The sequence below is a fragment of the uncultured Roseobacter sp. genome (genome assembly GCF_947499265.1).
GTDB lineage: Bacteria > Pseudomonadota > Alphaproteobacteria > Rhodobacterales > Rhodobacteraceae > Roseobacter.
In genome coordinates, this window is the sequence record NZ_CANMNK010000007.1 from 136423 (window position 1) to 153818 (window position 17396).

Genomic DNA, 17396 nt, shown 5'->3' on the forward strand with positions numbered 1-17396 from the left:
GCACGGACCCTAACCGCAGATGACTTAACGTGTTGTTACGGTTTCACCCCTTGCCCACGTTCTCCGCGAAACTCTTTTCGAATGCCTTTTGCTGATCGCCTGTCGCCTCGGTCTGATAGTTGGTTTTCCACGTGTCCATCGTCATCCCGTAGAACAGCTCGCGCGCTTCCTCTTTGCCGATCTCGACACCCTGTTCCGCGGCCGCCTCCGCATACCAGCGGCTCAGGCAATTCCGGCAAAACCCGGCAAGGTTCATCATGTCGATGTTCTGAACGTCGGTGCGATCCTCCATCAGGTGCTTTTGCAACCGGCGAAACGCGGCGGCCTGAAATTCGATCTCTTGTTGCGATGGCATGGTGGGCTCCTTTGTATGACATGTCAGATTGGGTCGGCGCGCGCGCATGTCAACCGCGGACGGTGTGCCTACGTCCTGTACAAATGCGATGTCATCAAGGCTTAATTGAAACCACGCAGGGTGACGGCAGTTGCTCTGCGTGCCATCATGCGACATAAGGTGCGCAAGCCGTTAGCGGTAACAAGCCCAAGAAGGACGACTATCAAGATGAGACGCACCCGCAACGTCAAAATCGTGGCCACCCTCGGACCGGCGTCTGAGACCTACGAGATGATTCATGCGCTCCACACCGCAGGCGCGGATGTGTTCCGGCTCAACATGAGCCACGGCAGCCACGAAGAAATCCGCGAAAAGCACAAGATCATTCGCCAGATCGAAGAAGACACTGGCGGTAGCATCTGTATCCTCGCGGATCTGCAGGGGCCAAAACTGCGTGTCGGTGTCTTCACAAATGAAGATGGCGAGATGCTTGAAGAAGGTGCGTCCTTCCGCATGGATCTGGATACGGCGGAGGGCGATGCGACCCGCGTTTGTCTGCCCCATCCGGAGATTTTTGCGGCCCTTGAACCCGGTGCCAGCCTGCTGGTGAACGACGGTAAAATCCGCCTCAAGGTCAATGAATGTGGGCCCGATTTTGCCAATTGTACGGTGGTTGCGGGCGGCGTGATTTCCAACCGCAAAGGCGTGAATGTGCCGGATGTGGTGCTGCCGCTGGCTGCGCTGTCTGACAAGGATCGCAAGGATCTGGAGTTTGTTTGCGAATTGGGCGTGGACTGGCTGGCGCTTAGCTTTGTCCAACGGCCCGAAGATGTGCTGGAGGCTTCTGATCTTGCAAATGGTCGCGCTGCGATCCTCTCCAAGATCGAAAAACCGGCTGCGGTGCAGAACTTCGAGGATATTCTTAAGGTCAGCGATGGGATCATGGTGGCGCGCGGCGACCTTGGTGTGGAATTGCCGGTGCAGAATGTACCACCGATTCAGAAACGTCTCGTTCGCAAATGCCGGTCTGCGGCCAAGCCCGTGATCGTGGCCACGCAGATGATGGAAAGCATGATCGAAAGCCCGATGCCCACGCGGGCCGAGGTCTCCGATGTGGCAACGGCCATCTATGAGGGTGCGGATGCGGTGATGTTGTCAGCGGAATCCGCAGCGGGTGCCTATCCCGTTGAGGCCGTAACGACGATGAATAACGTCGCCACTGAGGTCGAGCTTGACCCGACCTACACCCAGATCATCGAAGCCTCGCGTGAGAGCAAAGGTGCCACCATCGCGGATGGGATCGTCTCGGCGGCACGGGAGATCGCTGAGACCACGGATATCAAGGCCATCTGCTGTTTCAGCCAAAGCGGTACAACCGCCCTGCTGGTTGCGCGCGAACGGCCCCGTGTGCCCATTCTGGCGATGACCCCGCTGGTGCGCACGGCGCGCCGCCTGACGCTGAGCTGGGGCACCAATTGCGTGATCACCGACAAGCTGGAACGGTTCAAGCTTGCGGTTGTTGCCTCGGCGCGGGCCGCCCTGCGCCAAGGATATGCCGAGGAAAACGACCAGATCGTCGTGACCGCGGGTGTGCCCTTCAATGTGCCGGGCAGCACGAATATTCTGCGCGTTGCCCCCTGTGACGAACGTTTGATTTTCAATACCGATCCAGAGTAAACTTGCCCCGGCGATACGGGGGAAGGGTCAGGCGATGGATGCAGACACAGCTATGGTGCTGGGGATCATCATTGGTGCGTTTTCACTTATTTCAATCTTTTCGGCGCTGGTGGATCGGCGGGTGCCGCGCGCATCGGCACTCACGGTTTTGCTGGCCACAGGGCTGATTGTCTACGCCTCTGCCACGTCTCCGGTTGGCTACACCGCCGCGTCGCTGCCCAAAACCTTCGTGCAGGTGTTTGTGAAATATCTGCCCTGAGACACCCGTGCCGTTGCTGGGGCCAATCGGCTCTTGCCATATTCGGTGCAACCTCTTAAAGAGCGGCTTCTGAGTTGCGGGACCGGCCAATGTGGCATGCCGAGTCGCGTGAGATACCGATCTGAACGATAGGAGACGGAAATGCCCAAGATGAAGACGAAATCGAGCGCCAAGAAGCGCTTCAAGGTGACGGCCACTGGCAAGGTCATCGGCGGTCAGGCTGGCAAACGCCACGGCATGATCAAACGGACGCGCAAATTCATCCGGAATGCACGCGGGACAACAGAATTGTCCGCACCAGATGCCAAAATCGTCAAGGGCTTCATGCCCTACGACCGCTAAGTGACAGGAGAACTGATATGAGCCGAGTTAAAGGTGGAACCGTCACCCACGCGCGTCACAAGAAGGTCATCAAGGCCGCCAAAGGCTACTACGGTCGTCGCAAGAGCACCTTCAAGGTTGCCCGCCAGGCCGTCGACAAAGCCAACCAATACGCCACCCGTGACCGTAAGAACCGCAAGCGCAATTTCCGGGCGTTGTGGATCCAGCGGATCAACGCAGCTGTGCGCAGCCACGACGAGGCGCTGACCTACAGCCGCTTCATCAACGGTCTGAGCCTTGCAGGTATCGAAGTGGACCGTAAAGTACTGGCCGACTTGGCCGTGCATGAACCCGATGCATTTGGTGCGATCGTCAAACAGGCACAAGACGCACTGGCCGCCTGAAGCCATTGTGAACAGGAATTGAGAAAGCCGCTCCAAAAGGGGCGGCTTTTTTCGTTTCAGACCCCATATGGGGTGGGCGGCAGAAACCGGTTCGGGCGCCCCGCAATAAGCTGACCGCAGCCTATTGAGCGGGTGCCGTTAAGTGATACAACCCCGGACAGAGAAACCTACAAGAATTTCAGATGGCAGCGACCGGCAGTAAAAATCAAAAGAGCGATGAAGAGCCTGATCTGAAGGATCGGATCGTCAGCGCCGTGATCATCGGGATCATCAGGTCACTGACGCTGTTGCCCTACCGGACGCGCGTGCCCGTTGGTGGTTGGGTGATCTCGCGGCTGGTGGCGCCGGTCATCGGGTATCGCGGGCGGATCCGCGATAACATGCATTTCATCTTCCCCGATATGCCCGAGGAAGACGTGGCGCAAATGACCCGAGATGTGCCCGATCAGATTGGGCGCACCTTGTGTGAGCTGTTTTCGCCCAAGAAACTTGTCGAAACCGCGCGGAATACACCGATTACGGGGGACGGGCTTGCCGCCATCGACGCAGCACGCGAGGCCGGACGCCCGGTCATTCTGGTGTCAGGTCATATCGGCAACTACGACATCGTGCGCTCTAAGCTGATCCAGCGCGGTCTGCAGGTGGGCGGGCTCTACCGGAGCATGAACTACAAGGGGTTCAATGACTTCTACGTCTCGCGCATTTCGCAGGTCGGCACGCCGCTGTTTCTGCGGGGGCGGCGCGGGATGGGCGAAATGGTCAGGTTTCTCAAAGCGGGCAACGCGATTGCCTTGCTGATCGATCAGCACATGCAGGCGGGTGCGCCGCTCACGTTTTTTGGTCACCGGGCCTATACCGCGCTGTCCGCGGCGGAGCTTGCGCTGCGGTACGACGCGCTCTTGGTGCCCTGCTATGGTATTCGCCAACCCGATGGGCTGAGCTTCGAGATGATCGTGGAGCCGCCCATTCCGCATACCACCCCCGAAGAAATGACCCAGGCCCTCAACGACAGCCTTGAGGCTCAAGTGCGCGCGAACATGTCGCAATGGCTCTGGGTGCACCGGCGCTGGAAATCATCCTAGCCCGATTCTCGGGCGGATCCTTGGCGCGCGCTCCTCTGCTGGCTGATCCGGACTTGCGCGTTGCAGGTGCAAAAGAGATAAACACTGTCAGAAAACCAACGATTTCGGGGAGAGATCATGATGTGGAAATTTCTGACCAGCGCCGCTCTGGGAACTGTCTTGATGGCTGGAGCCGCCGCGGCGCAAAGCTGCGCGGATGGCAAAACCCTCGCGGAAGGCAAGCTGACCATCGCAACCGGCAACCCGGCGTATTATCCTTGGGTGATTGATGACGCGCCGGAAAGCGGGCAGGGGTTTGAAGCCGCCGTGGCCTATGCGCTGGCCGATGCGATGGGCTTTGCGGAAGGGGACGTGGTCTGGACCCGCACCTCCTTCGATCAGGCGATCCAGCCCGGGGCGAAGGATTTTGACCTCAACATGCAGCAATTCTCGATCACGGCGGAACGCGACAAGGTCGTCGACTTTTCCGAGCCTTATTACACCGCCCCGATGGCGGTACTGGTGCGGGGTGGCGATGGTCTGGACCCGAGCCTCGATGCGATGAAGGAGATGAAATGGGGCGTGGTGGCCTCGACCACGGCGCTGCCGGTGGTGATGGAAACCATATCGCCAGGCTCCAGCCCGCTCGTCTATGATGACAATGCGAATGTTGTCGAAGCCATGAAAGCGGGGCAGGTCGATGCGGCGCTGTTTGATCTGCCGACCGCGCTCTATCTGTCTGCGGTTGTGCTGGAAGGTGGCGCCGTTCTGGGCCAGTTTGCGCCGGATGAGACGGCCAACCCCGATCACTTCGGCATGTTGATGACCGAAGGCAACCCGCTGAAGGAATGTGTGGATGCGGCGCTGGCGGCGCTGAAATCGGATGGCACATTGGCGGCGATCGAAGCCGAATGGCTGCAGGAAGCGACGGGTGTGCCATTGATCAAATAAGGCGCCGATGAACCGCAGACAGGCATATGAGGCGGGGCAGCGACGACGCGCGCTGAGGGTCGCGGGCATCAGTACGGCCCTTGTCCTGGCTGCGATCATGGTGCTTGTGCCCTTGGCGCCAGGCTGGCCGCAGGTGAAGGCCAGCTTTTTCGACGGCGCGGTCTTTGCGCAGACCTTTCCGACGCTGCTCAAAGCCTTTCTGATCGACGTGATGATTTTTGCCTGGTCGGTGCCGCTCATTCTGGCGTTGGGCTTGGCGATTGCACTGGCCAGGGGCGCGCAGGCCCCGGCGCTTTTCCCGTTGCGGGTTTTCGGCGCAGTCTACGTCGATGTCTTTCGCGGTGTACCGGTTGTGTTGACGATCTACCTGATCGGTTTTGGTGTGCCGGGCCTGGGCCTGCCGCGCCCGTGGAACAGCCCCTATATCTGGGGCACCGTTGCCCTGGTGCTGACCTATTCCGCCTATGTGGCTGAGGTTTTGCGGTCGGGCATCGAAAGCATCCATGCCAGCCAGCGCAACGCGTCGATCTGTCTGGGGCTGAGCGAGCGCGACACCATGCGCTACGTCATTCTGCCCCAGGCCATCCGCCGGGTTGTGCCGGCCAATATGAACATGCTGGTGGCCCTGCAAAAAGATGTGGCGCTGCTGAGCTTCATCGGTCCGGTGGAGATCCTGCGCCAGGCGGGGATCTACAAAAGCCTGCTGGCAAATTTCACACCCTATGTGGTCGCCGCGGTGATTTTCCTGATGGTGACGGTGCCCGCAACCCGCTACGCCGATCATCTGCTGAACCGGGACCGCAATGCCAGAAGCTAAGCTGTCCCTGCGCGGTGTCACCAAGTCATTTGGCGACAATGCGGTCCTGCGGGGCATCGACATGGATGTGGCGGCAGGTGAAATGATTTGCCTGATCGGCGCGTCCGGATCCGGCAAGTCGACCTTGCTGCGCTGCATCAACCAGTTGGAACCGATTGACGATGGCGTTGTCTTGCTCGACGGGCTGGACATCTCGGAACCCGGACTCGATCTGGGGCCGATACGGCGCCGGATTGGGATCGTGTTCCAGTCGTACAACCTTTTTCCGCATATGAACGCTGTGGAGAACGTGTTGCTGGCACCACGACGGGTGCTGAAGGAGGAGGTCGGTGCACTGCGCGTCCGTGCTGAAGCCCTTTTTGAACGTTTCGGGCTGGCGCAGCATATCGAGAAATATCCCGATCAGCTTTCAGGCGGTCAGCAGCAGCGCGTGGCGGTCATTCGGGCGCTGGCCATGCGCCCCGAGATTATGCTCTTTGATGAAATCACGGCGGCGCTGGACCCCGAGCTTGTGGGTGAGGTGTTGAATGTCCTGCGCCAGCTGCGCGGTGAAGGCATGACCATGCTGTTGGCGACCCATGAGATGGGGTTTGCGCGTGAACTGGCGGACCGTGTTTGCTTTATGGACGGTGGTGTGATTGTCGAGGAAGGCGCCCCGGAGGAGATTTTTTCCACCCCACAGGTTGCCCGCACACAGGCCTTTTTACGGTCGGTGCTGCGATAAGCGTCGCTGCTGAGATACGCTGGCTGATCCAATGCCACAGATCGCTCTATTGAAAATTTTCAAATATTTACAGAGCCTTGCCCTGGAAGGAGAATCGGCATGGCAGCCTGTGGCTATCGAACGGGAAAGATCCACGACCCGGCGCGTCCAAACTGGCAGAACAGCGGTGACCGGCCGATTGCGTGGTCGGCATGGTACCCCATTGAGGGTCAGGAGGATGCAGAGCATGCTGCGGGGCATTTCTTTGATTTGGGGCATGTGATCCGGAACGCCGATCTGGCCGGCAAGGCGAGGCTACCGGTGGTTCTGCTGTCGCACGGCACTGGCGGCACAGCGGAAAGCCTGGGATGGTTGGCACAGGCCCTTGCGTGCAAGGGCTATGTGGTTATCGGGGCCAATCACCATGGAAACACCGGATTGGAATCCTACGATGCAGCGGGTTTCCTGTGTTGGTGGGAACGGGCGGCAGACCTCTCCCTGCTGCTGACATCGCTCGGCACAACCGGGTTTTTCGCCAATAGGTTTGACGAAAATAACGTTTCGGCAATTGGTTTTTCGCTCGGGGCTCATACTGTGCTGGCACTGGGGGGCGCCAGAACCTCGCTGACGACATTCGACGCCTGGCGCCGTGCCAACACCATAGCGGACGGCGGTCCGGCAGAGTTTCCTGACGTGGCGGATCACATCCCGGTTCTCGAAAAAACATCGGAGGCTTTTCGACATTCTTGGGCCCGGCACGGCGAGGATTTTTCCGACAGCCGCATCGGGACGCTGGTCGCCATCGCACCTGCGCCGCCGATCCGGTCGTTCACCCCACAGGCCATCGCGGCGCTGAAGTTACCTGTTACGGTGCTGACCGGCGGCGCGGACCTTGAGGCACCCTCCGCGCAATGTGCGGATTGGCTGATGCAGCAAAACAAGAGCTTTCAGCGGTATGATCTGGGGCAAAAGGTGGGGCACTACACCTTTCTTTCGCCACCGTCTGACAAGTCGCTTGTCGGGAAAATCGATGTCTTTTCAGACCACAAAGATGTCGACCGAAAGCAGGTACATCGCGCTGTGGCGGACATCGTGCTGGCGGCGATAGGGTGATCCACATATCAGGTACGTTGACTTGGATCGAAAAACATTGGGTCCCACCGCGCGGGCGCGCCTTGCAATCATCGGTCATTCTGCTAGCACCGCTTCAAGATGAACCTGCGAGGCAGAGATGGACGATCTCAAGCAAAAATACCTGGATCAGATTGCAGATGCTGCGGATGAGGCAACGCTGGAATCCATCCGGCTGGCGGCTGTGGGCAAGAAGGGCGAAGTTGCGCTGAAAATGCGTGAACTTGGCAAAATGACCCCTGAGGAGCGCCAGGTGGCGGGGCCAGTGCTGAACGCGTTGAAAGACGAGATCAATTCCGCGCTTACCGCGAAAAAAGCCGGTCTGGCAGATGCCGCATTGGATGCGCGCCTGCGCGAGGAGTGGTTGGATGTGACGCTACCGGCGCGCGGGCGTCCGCAGGGTACCATCCACCCGATCTCTCAGGTCAGCGAAGAGGTCACCGCCATCTTTGCCGAAATGGGGTTTTCGGTCGCAGAAGGGCCGCGGATTGACACGGACTGGTACAACTTCGATGCGCTGAACATTCCCGGTCATCACCCGGCGCGGGCGGAGATGGACACCTTTTACATGCACCGCGCCGAAGGCGACAATCGCCCGCCGCATGTTTTGCGCACGCATACCAGCCCGGTGCAAATCCGGTCGATGGAGAAGATGGGCGCGCCGATGCGGATCATCTGCCCCGGTGGTGTCTACCGCGCGGATTATGATCAGACTCACACGCCGATGTTCCATCAGGTCGAAGGGCTGGCGATCGACAAGGACATCTCTATGGCGCATCTGAAATGGGTGCTCGAAGAATTCGTGAAGGCCTATTTCGAGGTGGACGGTGTGGACCTGCGCTTCCGCGCGTCGCATTTCCCGTTCACGGAACCTTCGGCCGAGGTCGACATCCGTTGTTCCTGGGAAGGTGGTACGCTGAAAGTGGGCGAAGGTGACGACTGGCTGGAAATCCTCGGCAGTGGCATGGTGCACCCCAAAGTCCTGTCCGCAGGCGGGATCGATCCGGAATACTGGCAGGGCTTTGCCTTTGGTATGGGGATCGACCGGATCGCGATGCTGAAATACGGCGTTCCTGATCTGCGGGCCTTCTTCGATTCCGACCTGCGCTGGCTGCGCCACTATGGTTTCGCCAGCCTCGACCAACCCAATCTGCACGGTGGGCTGAGCCGCTAGTCAGCCGGGGAGGGGAAGCAACATGCTGAAGATTCTCATTGTTGATTCCGATCCCGGCGATGCCAACACGCGCAATCAGGCGGAGGTTGGGCACACCACGGGAGAGGGTTACGCCGACGCGCTGAAAGCCTGCCGCAGCGATCTGACAATCGACATCGTATCCCCCTACGACGGTGAAGACTTGCCCGACCTTACAGGTTTTGACGGGGCCGTTTTCACCGGATCGGGCGTTGCGTGGTGCACGGACGCGCCAGAAGCAAAACCCCTGGCCGCCGCCATGCAGCGGTGCTTTGCCGCCGGTCTGCCGACGCTTGGGTCCTGTAACGGTATGCAGCTTGCCGCGACGGTTCTGGGGGGTCGCAACCATGCCTCCCCGAATGGTCGCGAAGATGGTCTGGCGCGGGACATTCAATTGACCGCGCCCGGTCGGCGCCATCCGCTGCTTGCTGGGCGTCAGGATGGTTATGCGGTGCCTTGTGTGCACCGGGATGAGGTTGCGCAATTGCCCGATGGCGCGGTTTTACTGGCAACAAATGCGCATAGCGATGTGCAGGCCTTTGCCTATGAGCAGAACGGCATCCGCTTTTGGGGCGTGCAATATCATCCCGAATACACGCTGCCGTTTATTGGCGGACGGGTGCGTGCGTGGGATCGTCTGCCGGATCAGGAAGCGCGCGATATCGAGATCGCCGACACAGACCCGGAGGCCGCAAAGCGCCTGGGCGTGCGCTACGAGGATATGCAATCGGACATGCGGTTGACCGAATTACGCAACTGGCTTTCGAGCCTCTGATCCGAACTATCGTGCTTGTGAAGTGACAGTGGGTGCGTGATCCCTAAGGTGCTTTTCATGAAGTATTTGATAGCGTTACTGGGTGCCCTGCTGTGGGCAAATACCGCCACCGCCATGGGCCCCTGGAACAGGGAGTGCGAAGGTGAGACCCCCTGCCTTCTGGGCGACCGCAGCTATCATGTCCGCGCCCCGGACGATTGGGACGGGGTGACGCCTCTGCCGATCATGCTGCATTTTCACGGGTGGCAACGACAAGGCACTTTGATCGTGCAACATCAGCGAATTTCCGGGGCAACACGCCGACGCGGGGTTTTGCTGGTGGCCCCGAATGGTCTCGGGCGCAGTTGGGATTTCCGGCATGCTGGCACCGATGATGTCGGGTTCGCGCGCGCGGTTCTGCAGGATGTCAAAAAGCGCTACCCCGTCCTCGCAGATCAGGTTTTCGTGTCGGGCTATTCCTGGGGCAGCAACATGGCCTGGCGATTTGTCTGCGAGGATGGCGCGGATGTGGCCGCCCTGTTGGCCATTTCCGGAACGCTCAGCCAGACAGAGGACTGCGCCACCGCCCCGGGCGAGGTGCGGCAGGTTTACGGGTTAAACGATCAGGTTCTGGACTATCCCTACGGCCCAAATGGCGAGTTGGACTACCCGGTGTATCTGTGGCGGGAGAAATTCGGTTGCGACACCGGTGCCCCGCAAGGCCCGTGGAATGCGCGCGATTTTCTGACCTTTGAGCGGACGACATGGGACTGTTCCGGGGGGCGTGTCAGCCTTGATATCCACCCGGGCGGGCATTTTATCCCGCATGGCTGGATCGCGCGTCAGCTCGACGAATTGTTGGGGCTGCCGCACTCATATCCTTAAGCCGCACCATTGGCTCTGCTATGGCTTCCCCCTCTGGTCGCTTTGAGCTATCAGGGCGCGACATAGAATTGACGCCGGTGATACCCCATGAAATTCACGCTCTCCTGGTTGAAAGACCATCTGGACACATCTGCAACGCTGGATGAAATCCTCTACGCCCTGACCGACCTCGGACTGGAAGTCGAAGGGGTCGAAGATCGGGGTGCGAAACTGCGCGATTTTACCATCGGCTACGTCAAATCTGCGGAAAAGCATCCGGATGCCGACCGTCTGCGTGTGTGCCAGGTGGACACCGATGAAGGTGTCAAGCAGATCATCTGTGGCGCCCCAAATGCGCGGACAGGTATCACCGTTGTTGTCGCCAAGCCGGGCGTCTACGTGCCGGGCATCGATACGACGATTGGCGTCGGCAAAATTCGTGGCATCGAGAGCTTTGGCATGATGGCCTCCGAGCGCGAAATGGAGCTGAGTGACGAGCACGATGGCATCATCGAACTGCCCTCGGGCGAGGTCGGGCAGTCTTTCGTCGATTGGCTGGCCGAGAACGATCCGGCCAAAGTGGACCCGGTGATCGAGATTGCGATTACGCCAAACCGCCCCGATGCCTTGGGTGTGCGCGGCATCGCCCGCGATCTGGCAGCGCGCGGGCTCGGCAAGCTCAAGAAACGCGATGTGGACGCGGTCGAAGGGGCATTCCCGTGCCCGATTACCGTCACCATCGAAGGTGACACGCTGGACCAATGCCCGGTGTTCTATGGCCGCATGATCCGTGGCGTGACCAACGGGCCGTCACCTGCATGGTTGCAGGATTGTCTGCGCGCGATTGGCTTGCGCCCGATCTCCTTCCTTGTGGATGTGACCAATTTCTTCACCTATGACCGCAACCGCCCATTGCACGTCTTTGACGCGGATAAGATCGCCGGCAACGCCTTGCGTGTACACCGCGCCGCAGGGGGCGAAACGCTGGTTGGCCTGGATGAAACCGAATACACCTTCAGCGAGGGGATGACGCTAATCTCGGACGCCAATGGTGTCGAAAGCATTGGTGGCGTGATGGGCGGTCTGGCGTCTGGCTGTACGCCCGAGACCACGAACGTGTTCATCGAAGCGGCTTATTTTGATCCCATTCGGACGGCCTATACCGGTCGTGCGCTCAAGATCAATTCCGACGCCCGCTACCGGTTTGAACGCGGCATCGATCCCGCCTGGACGCCCTATGGTATCGAACACGCCACCCGCATGATCCTCGATCACGCAGGGGGCGAGGCCTCTGAGGTGATTGTCGCGGGCAAGGTTCCCGATACCGACCGCGCCTATAAGCTCGACGCTGCACGTGTCCAGTCGCTGGTAGGCATGGACATTCCCGAAAGCGAACAGCGGCAGACGCTGACCTCGCTGGGCTTCATCCTCGAAGGTAATATGGCGCATGTGCCAAGCTGGCGTCCGGACGTGCAGGGCGAGGCTGATCTGGTGGAAGAGGTCGCGCGGATTGCGTCACTGACGAAGCTGAAGGGCAAACCCCTGCCGCGCCTTACGGACGGGGTGCCCAAGCCGATCCTATCGCCGATGCAACGCCGCGAGGCGATTGCGCGCCGGACCTGCGCGGCCCTGGGCTACAATGAATGCGTGACTTACAGCTTCATCGATCAGGCATCCGCCAAGCTCTTTGGCGGCGGCGACGATACCACGCGCCTCGAAAACCCGATCAGCAGTGACATGAGCCACATGCGGCCCGCGCTTTTGCCCGGGTTGTTGCAGGCGGCCGCCCGCAATCAGGCCCGTGGGTTTGCCGATGTCGCGCTCTTTGAAGTCGGCCCGGCCTTTCACGGGGGTGAACCGGGGGAGCAGCATTTGCTGGTGAGCGGATTGCTGGTGGGGCGGACCGGGCCAAAGGATGTGCACGGCGCATCGCGCGGTGTCGATGTTTTTGATGTCAAAGCCGATGCGGAGGCCGTTCTGTCGGCCATGGGCGCCCCGGCAAAGGTGCAAATTCTGCGTGGTGCTGCGGAGTGGTGGCACCCCGGGCGGCACGGCATGATCTGTCTGGGGCCAAAGAAAGTGCTGGGCATTTTCGGTGAAGTGCATCCGAGAGTTCTGGCGGCGATGGATGTGAAAGGCCCGGCAATGGCCTTCACCCTTTGGCCTGCCGAAGTGCCGATGCCACGCAAAACCGGCGCCTCTCGTGGAGCGCTGCACATCAGTGATCTGCAGGCTGTCGAGCGTGACTTTGCCTTTGTCGTCGATGCTGAAGTAGAAGCGCTGACCCTCGTCAATGCGGCGATGGGGGCGGACAAGGCGCTCATTCGGGACGTGCGCATTTTCGACGAATTCATCGGCGGCAGTCTGGGGGCGGGCAAGAAATCACTGGCCCTGACCGTACGGATGCAGCCGGAGACGGAAACGCTTAAGGATAAAGACATCGAAGCGGTGAGCGCCAAGGTCGTGGAAAAGGTCACCAAAGCCACCGGCGGTGTCCTGCGCGACTAAGCTGCGGGACATTCCGTCGCTGCGTTCTATGTCGTCACCCTGACGCGGGGTGATCACACCCGTGCACCAAGGAGAAAGACATGACACTCAAAGTTTATCTGTCCGGTGAAATTCACACCGACTGGCGGGACCAGATCATGACAGGGGCGCAGTCTCTTGACGTTGCCTTTGACAGTCCGGTCACAGATCACGCGGCCAGCGATGATTGCGGGGTGTCAATTCTGGGCGCCGAGGACAACAAATACTGGCATGATCACAAAGGGGCGATGGTCAATGCGATCCGTACCCGCAAAGGCATCGCAGATGCGGATGTGGTGGTTGTGCGGTTTGGCGATCAATACAAGCAGTGGAATGCGGCCTTTGACGCAGGCTATGCGTCAGCCTTGGGCAAGTCGCTGATTATTCTGCATGGCCCCGATCACGCGCATGCTTTGAAAGAGGTGGATGCCGCCGCTCTGGCCGTGGCGCAGGAACCGGCGCAGGTTGTCGACATCCTGAAATATGTGCTGACCGGCACATTACCCGCGTAAAGCCGGACGGTCGCGCATCGACATGTGTCCATGGTTCGGACAAGGCGTGCAGAGTAGCTAAAGACACTACTCTGCGCTTTTGTTTATGATGGTTCGCGCGGTGGGATCAGCAACCCTTTGGCAACGGCTGGACGCTCAAGAAAACGCTCAAGATACGCTGCCGCATTCTTGTGATCGGCAAAGCCAACGACCTCTTTTGCTTCGTAGAAATCGAGCGCCCGCAACCAGGGTGCAATCGCGATATCCGCAATGGAGTAATCACCGGCAATCCAGGTTTTGCCTTCCAGTACCCCGTCCAACACGCCCAACAGGCGTTTGGCCTCGTCAATGTAGCGTTGTTGCGGACGCTTATCTTCCCATTGCGACCCGGCGAATTTGTAGAAGAACCCAAGCTGGCCAAACATCGGGCCGAGCCCGCCCATCTGGAACATCAGCCATTGGGATATTTGCGCCTTCTCGGTGGCATTGGAACCATGCAGTTTTCCTGATTTTTCGGCCAGATACAGCAGGATCGCACCGCTTTCAAACAACGTCACCGGGGCGCCGTCGGGGCCATTCGGGTCAATAATCGCCGGGATCTTGTTGTTTGGATTCAGCGACAGGAATTCCGGGCTTTTGACGTCCGCGTCCGACAGGGTCACCGTATGCGCCTCGTAGGGGATGCCCATTTCTTCCAGAGCAATGGATACCTTCACACCATTGGGCGTGGGGAAGGAGTACAACTGTAGAACGCCGGGGTCCTTTGCGGGCCATTTGTCGTTGATCATAAAGTGTGACAGGTCGGCCATCAGGCATCTCCTTCTAAAGTTAGGGGTAAGACATAGGCGGATTTCCCCGCAAAAACAGTCTCGCCTGCGCGCAGCAATGTGTTAACAAACGCACATTGGGCAAAACCACGAAGAAAAAGCCCACGAAAGACAGTGTGAGGGACACCTATGATCAATGAATTCAAAGACTTTATCGCCAAAGGCAATGTCATGGACATGGCCGTCGGCATCATCATCGGGGCGGCATTTACGGCGATTGTGACATCGTTGGTGGGCGATCTGATCAACCCCATTATCGCGCTCTTTACAGGCGGCATCGATTTCTCCGGTTGGTTCTACGTTCTGGGCGAAGAAAGCTTTGCATCCATCGAAGCCGCCACCGAAGCAGGCGTGCCTGTTTTCGCTGTCGGCAAGTTCGTCATGGCGATCATGAACTTCCTGATCGTTGCCTTCGTGGTTTTCTTGTTGGTGAAGATGGTCAATCGCATCAAGGAAAACGCCGAGAAAGAAAAAGAGGCAGCACCAGAGGAGCCAAAAGGCCCATCCGAATTGGATGTACTGTTGGAAATCCGCGACTCGTTGAAGCGCGCTGACTGACAAAAACAGACGTACAAAAAGGCCCGCAATTCGAAAGATGCGGGCCTTTTTCGTGTCTACAGCAGAGCGATCAAAGTCTCCGCGCCCTTGGTGCGCAAGGCATGGGTTTCTGCAAGTTCCGGGTCGTCGATCCATGCTTGTGCGGCGTCCCGATCCGGGAACGTCAAGATCGCGACACCATCCGGCAGCGATTGTGCACCTTCCAGTCGGGTCAGCTCAGTAGAGGCCTGCAAGACCGCGCCACCGTGGCGCGCCAGGGCAGCCCCTGCTTTTTCGCGATAAGCGGCAAGCGCTTCCGGATCTTTGAGCTTAAGGGTGGCAACGGCATGTGCGGTCATTTTGTGTCCTTTCGGTAAATGTCTAAACACGAAATTATGATCCCCGACCTTGTGCGAAAACACTTCAGCTGCGCATATCTCATGTGCAATAACGATCAGCATGGTGGATTGGGATGATCTTAGATACGTGCTGGAAACGGTGCGACACGGCGGGTTGAGCGGGGCTGCGCGGGCGTTGAAAGTAAACCACGCAACCGTTTCACGTCGCATTTCCGCTGCAGAACGTGCGATGGGCGCACGCTTGTTTGACCGCGCGCCGGGTGGCTATCGCCCAACCGATGCCGGGCAGGAAGCGGCGCGTATCGCGGAACGGATGGAGACCGCGAGCCATGAGTTGAGCCGCAGTCTGAGCGCTCGGGATCAGCAGCTTAGCGGTGCATTGACCGTTACCGCGCCGCAGCTGATGGTCGAAAGGGTGCTGGCCCCGATCCTGAAGGACTTTAAAGAACTCTACCCGGCGATCGAGCTGAAAATCATTGCCGCAAATCGCCAGTTGAACCTGGCTGCGCATGAAGCCGATGTGGCGTTTCGCATTTCTGACACCCCCGGCGACACCCTGGTAGGGCGGCGGGTGACGGAGCAATCGGCGGCAGTCTATGTGGGCAAGGAACAGGCGGCGCGCCTGCGCGCAGATCCGACGCTCCCCCTCGATTGGATAAGATTTGCGCATTGGCCGGGCCCGCCCGACGTGTTGAAAGAGGCTTGGCCCACGCGCCGTGTCACCCTGACGGTGGATGACATGTACGCGGCCCTTGCAGGTGTGCGTGCCAACATCGGTGCCACGCGGATGCCGTGTTTTCTGGGAGACGCAGAGCCAGAGATGGAACGGCTGCCACGGGTGCCGCTGTTGCCCTACAGGCCGATCTGGGTACTGACCCATGCGGATTTGCGGGGCACGCGCAAAGTGACAACCTTCACCGAATTCGCCGCCTCCAGAATAAACCGCATGCGCCCCCTGTTCGAGGGGCGCTTTCTCGACACGCTTGTCAGCCCTTGATGGCCACGCTTGGGGCGATCACGTCGATCCCAAGCGCCTTACCGACCGCGTAATAGGTCAGTTGCCCAGCATGTACATTCAACCCGTTCATCAAGTGCGGATCGTCGCTGCAGGCTTGGCGCCAGCCCTTATCGGCGAGGGCCAGCATGAATGGCATCGTCGCGTTCCCAAGCGCAATGGTAGAGGTGCGGGCGACGGCGCCCGGCATGTTTGCGACGCAGTAATGCATGATGCCATCGACATCATAGATCGGGTCCTGATGCGTCGTGGCTTTGGATGTTTCAAAACAGCCGCCCTGGTCGATTGCGACGTCCACAAGTGCCGCACCGGGTTTGAGCTGGCTCAACTGCGCGCGACTGATGAGCTTGGGGGCGGCGGCACCGGGGATGAGGACCGCGCCGATGATCATGTCCGCCGCCTGCGCCAGTTCGAGCGTGTTACCTGCGGAGGCATAGGACGTTTTGAACACCCCGCCAAAAACATCGTCCAGATAGCGGAGACGTGGCAGCGACCGGTCCAACACGGTCACGTCGGCGCCCATACCAGCCGCGATTTTCGCAGCATGGGTGCCCACAACGCCGCCGCCAATCACGACGACGCGCGCTGGCCCCACGCCGGGAACGCCGCCCATCAAAACGCCGCGACCGCCGTTGGCCTTTTGCAACGTCCACGCGCCCACCTGCGGTGCGAGACGCCCAGCGACCTCGGACATCGGGGCGAGCAATGGCAAACCGCCCCGGTCATCGGTCACGGTCTCATAGGCGATACAAGTCGCGCCGGAGGCGAGAAGGTCATGTGTCTGATCGGGATCCGGCGCAAGGTGCAGGTAGGTAAAGAGTAGTTGGCCTTCGCGCAGCATCTTGCGCTCACCGGATTGCGGTTCTTTGACCTTGACGATCATATCCGCCGTGCCGAAGATTTCCGCGGCCGTTTCGATGATCCGGGCACCAGCGGTGCGGTAGTCGTCGTCCTCAAACCCGGCACCGGCGCCTGCGCCAGCCTGGATCAGGACTTCATGGCCATGGTTTACGGCTTCCTGAGCCGCATTGGGCGTGATGCCGACGCGAAATTCTTGCGGTTTGATCTCTGTTGGGCAACCGATAATCATGGGTGTCTCCTCCACCAAGTCGTTGTGTGGTGGATACGACAAGCCCCGCGCAATGTGGCACCAAATATGGCTCGTCAAACGGC

General features: G+C 59.5%; 20 protein-coding genes. 16 read left to right on the forward strand and 4 right to left on the reverse strand.

Going from position 1 to position 17396, the window contains the following annotated elements; translation table 11 throughout:
- Positions 1 to 43: 43 nt before the first annotated feature.
- Positions 44 to 355, reverse strand: coding sequence for a DUF1244 domain-containing protein (locus tag Q1A63_RS19085; protein WP_298974578.1), 312 nt, complete (start codon positions 353 to 355; stop codon positions 44 to 46).
- A gap of 207 nt (positions 356 to 562) precedes the next feature.
- Here Q1A63_RS19085 and pyk point away from each other — a divergent pair, with 207 nt between their 5' ends.
- The 14 genes from pyk (at position 563) to Q1A63_RS19155 (ending at position 13506) form a co-directional block, all read left to right on the forward strand.
- Entirely contained in the window at positions 563 to 2011 is a 1449-nt protein-coding gene (gene pyk, locus Q1A63_RS19090; protein ID WP_298974580.1) for a pyruvate kinase, read from the forward strand.
- Between the two features lie 34 nt (positions 2012 to 2045).
- The gene (locus tag Q1A63_RS19095) at positions 2046 to 2270 is read left to right on the forward strand and encodes a hypothetical protein (RefSeq protein WP_298974583.1); all 225 of its coding nucleotides are present in this window, start codon (positions 2046 to 2048) and stop codon (positions 2268 to 2270) included.
- A 141-nt stretch (positions 2271 to 2411) separates the two neighbouring features.
- Complete coding sequence (gene rpmI / locus Q1A63_RS19100) at positions 2412 to 2612, forward strand: 50S ribosomal protein L35 (protein ID WP_298920221.1); 201 nt, start codon at positions 2412 to 2414, stop codon at positions 2610 to 2612.
- A 17-nt stretch (positions 2613 to 2629) separates the two neighbouring features.
- Entirely contained in the window at positions 2630 to 2995 is a 366-nt protein-coding gene (gene rplT, locus Q1A63_RS19105) for a 50S ribosomal protein L20 (protein WP_138662406.1), read from the forward strand.
- 182 nt (positions 2996 to 3177) lie between these two features.
- Positions 3178 to 4077: a lysophospholipid acyltransferase family protein gene (locus Q1A63_RS19110; RefSeq protein ID WP_298974586.1), complete on the forward strand. Its 900-nt coding sequence runs from the start codon at positions 3178 to 3180 to the stop codon at positions 4075 to 4077.
- A 120-nt stretch (positions 4078 to 4197) separates the two neighbouring features.
- Positions 4198 to 5007 (forward strand): ABC transporter substrate-binding protein, encoded by an 810-nt coding sequence (locus Q1A63_RS19115; protein ID WP_298975001.1) that lies wholly within the window; start codon positions 4198 to 4200, stop codon positions 5005 to 5007.
- A gap of 7 nt (positions 5008 to 5014) precedes the next feature.
- Positions 5015 to 5824, forward strand: coding sequence for an amino acid ABC transporter permease (locus tag Q1A63_RS19120; protein ID WP_298974588.1), 810 nt, complete (start codon positions 5015 to 5017; stop codon positions 5822 to 5824).
- Positions 5811 to 6548 (forward strand): amino acid ABC transporter ATP-binding protein, encoded by a 738-nt coding sequence (locus Q1A63_RS19125; RefSeq protein ID WP_298974590.1) that lies wholly within the window; start codon positions 5811 to 5813, stop codon positions 6546 to 6548. Before Q1A63_RS19120 ends, Q1A63_RS19125 begins: the two co-directional genes overlap by 14 nt.
- A gap of 99 nt (positions 6549 to 6647) precedes the next feature.
- Entirely contained in the window at positions 6648 to 7640 is a 993-nt protein-coding gene (locus Q1A63_RS19130) for a hypothetical protein (RefSeq protein WP_298974591.1), read from the forward strand.
- Between the two features lie 118 nt (positions 7641 to 7758).
- Positions 7759 to 8832: a phenylalanine--tRNA ligase subunit alpha gene (gene pheS / locus Q1A63_RS19135; protein WP_298974593.1), complete on the forward strand. Its 1074-nt coding sequence runs from the start codon at positions 7759 to 7761 to the stop codon at positions 8830 to 8832.
- A 22-nt stretch (positions 8833 to 8854) separates the two neighbouring features.
- A complete protein-coding gene (locus Q1A63_RS19140) occupies positions 8855 to 9625 on the forward strand; it encodes a type 1 glutamine amidotransferase (RefSeq protein WP_298974595.1) in 771 nt (256 codons plus the stop codon).
- 57 nt (positions 9626 to 9682) lie between these two features.
- The gene (locus Q1A63_RS19145; protein ID WP_298974596.1) at positions 9683 to 10489 is read left to right on the forward strand and encodes a polyhydroxybutyrate depolymerase; all 807 of its coding nucleotides are present in this window, start codon (positions 9683 to 9685) and stop codon (positions 10487 to 10489) included.
- Between the two features lie 87 nt (positions 10490 to 10576).
- Complete coding sequence (pheT, locus tag Q1A63_RS19150) at positions 10577 to 12976, forward strand: phenylalanine--tRNA ligase subunit beta (RefSeq protein ID WP_298974598.1); 2400 nt, start codon at positions 10577 to 10579, stop codon at positions 12974 to 12976.
- A gap of 80 nt (positions 12977 to 13056) precedes the next feature.
- On the forward strand, positions 13057 to 13506 hold the full coding sequence (locus tag Q1A63_RS19155; protein ID WP_298974599.1) for a YtoQ family protein: 450 nt from the start codon (positions 13057 to 13059) through the stop codon (positions 13504 to 13506).
- A gap of 83 nt (positions 13507 to 13589) precedes the next feature.
- Here Q1A63_RS19155 and Q1A63_RS19160 read toward each other — a convergent pair whose 3' ends face one another.
- Positions 13590 to 14294, reverse strand: a complete 705-nt coding sequence (locus Q1A63_RS19160; RefSeq protein ID WP_298974601.1) for a glutathione S-transferase N-terminal domain-containing protein — start codon at positions 14292 to 14294, stop codon at positions 13590 to 13592.
- 147 nt (positions 14295 to 14441) lie between these two features.
- Here Q1A63_RS19160 and mscL point away from each other — a divergent pair, with 147 nt between their 5' ends.
- Positions 14442 to 14870: a large conductance mechanosensitive channel protein MscL gene (gene mscL, locus Q1A63_RS19165; RefSeq protein ID WP_298974603.1), complete on the forward strand. Its 429-nt coding sequence runs from the start codon at positions 14442 to 14444 to the stop codon at positions 14868 to 14870.
- A gap of 56 nt (positions 14871 to 14926) precedes the next feature.
- On the opposite strand, the gene Q1A63_RS19170 is transcribed toward mscL, so the two are convergent.
- Positions 14927 to 15208: a DUF1330 domain-containing protein gene (locus Q1A63_RS19170; protein WP_298974606.1), complete on the reverse strand. Its 282-nt coding sequence runs from the start codon at positions 15206 to 15208 to the stop codon at positions 14927 to 14929.
- Between the two features lie 100 nt (positions 15209 to 15308).
- Here Q1A63_RS19170 and Q1A63_RS19175 point away from each other — a divergent pair, with 100 nt between their 5' ends.
- On the forward strand, positions 15309 to 16205 hold the full coding sequence (locus tag Q1A63_RS19175; RefSeq protein ID WP_298974608.1) for a LysR family transcriptional regulator: 897 nt from the start codon (positions 15309 to 15311) through the stop codon (positions 16203 to 16205).
- Here Q1A63_RS19175 and ald read toward each other — a convergent pair.
- Positions 16195 to 17313, reverse strand: a complete 1119-nt coding sequence (gene ald, locus Q1A63_RS19180; protein WP_298974609.1) for an alanine dehydrogenase — start codon at positions 17311 to 17313, stop codon at positions 16195 to 16197. The two genes, Q1A63_RS19175 and ald, sit on opposite strands and share 11 nt — an antisense overlap.
- Positions 17314 to 17396 lie beyond the last annotated feature (83 nt).

Excerpts from the sequence above, each read along its gene's own strand:
- Q1A63_RS19085 (WP_298974578.1), bottom strand. The coding sequence starts at position 355 with ATGCCATCGCAACAAGAGATCGAATTTCAGGCCGCCGCGTTTCGCCGG.
- pyk (WP_298974580.1), top strand. The coding sequence starts at position 563 with ATGAGACGCACCCGCAACGTCAAAATCGTGGCCACCCTCGGACCGGCG.
- Q1A63_RS19095 (WP_298974583.1), top strand. The coding sequence starts at position 2,046 with ATGGATGCAGACACAGCTATGGTGCTGGGGATCATCATTGGTGCGTTT.
- rpmI (WP_298920221.1), top strand. The coding sequence starts at position 2,412 with ATGCCCAAGATGAAGACGAAATCGAGCGCCAAGAAGCGCTTCAAGGTG.
- rplT (WP_138662406.1), top strand. The coding sequence starts at position 2,630 with ATGAGCCGAGTTAAAGGTGGAACCGTCACCCACGCGCGTCACAAGAAG.
- Q1A63_RS19110 (WP_298974586.1), top strand. The coding sequence starts at position 3,178 with ATGGCAGCGACCGGCAGTAAAAATCAAAAGAGCGATGAAGAGCCTGAT.
- Q1A63_RS19115 (WP_298975001.1), top strand. The coding sequence starts at position 4,198 with ATGTGGAAATTTCTGACCAGCGCCGCTCTGGGAACTGTCTTGATGGCT.
- Q1A63_RS19120 (WP_298974588.1), top strand. The coding sequence starts at position 5,015 with ATGAACCGCAGACAGGCATATGAGGCGGGGCAGCGACGACGCGCGCTG.
- Q1A63_RS19125 (WP_298974590.1), top strand. The coding sequence starts at position 5,811 with ATGCCAGAAGCTAAGCTGTCCCTGCGCGGTGTCACCAAGTCATTTGGC.
- Q1A63_RS19130 (WP_298974591.1), top strand. The coding sequence starts at position 6,648 with ATGGCAGCCTGTGGCTATCGAACGGGAAAGATCCACGACCCGGCGCGT.
- pheS (WP_298974593.1), top strand. The coding sequence starts at position 7,759 with ATGGACGATCTCAAGCAAAAATACCTGGATCAGATTGCAGATGCTGCG.
- Q1A63_RS19140 (WP_298974595.1), top strand. The coding sequence starts at position 8,855 with ATGCTGAAGATTCTCATTGTTGATTCCGATCCCGGCGATGCCAACACG.
- Q1A63_RS19145 (WP_298974596.1), top strand. The coding sequence starts at position 9,683 with ATGAAGTATTTGATAGCGTTACTGGGTGCCCTGCTGTGGGCAAATACC.
- pheT (WP_298974598.1), top strand. The coding sequence starts at position 10,577 with ATGAAATTCACGCTCTCCTGGTTGAAAGACCATCTGGACACATCTGCA.
- Q1A63_RS19155 (WP_298974599.1), top strand. The coding sequence starts at position 13,057 with ATGACACTCAAAGTTTATCTGTCCGGTGAAATTCACACCGACTGGCGG.
- Q1A63_RS19160 (WP_298974601.1), bottom strand. The coding sequence starts at position 14,294 with ATGGCCGACCTGTCACACTTTATGATCAACGACAAATGGCCCGCAAAG.
- mscL (WP_298974603.1), top strand. The coding sequence starts at position 14,442 with ATGATCAATGAATTCAAAGACTTTATCGCCAAAGGCAATGTCATGGAC.
- Q1A63_RS19170 (WP_298974606.1), bottom strand. The coding sequence starts at position 15,208 with ATGACCGCACATGCCGTTGCCACCCTTAAGCTCAAAGATCCGGAAGCG.
- Q1A63_RS19175 (WP_298974608.1), top strand. The coding sequence starts at position 15,309 with ATGGTGGATTGGGATGATCTTAGATACGTGCTGGAAACGGTGCGACAC.
- ald (WP_298974609.1), bottom strand. The coding sequence starts at position 17,313 with ATGATTATCGGTTGCCCAACAGAGATCAAACCGCAAGAATTTCGCGTC.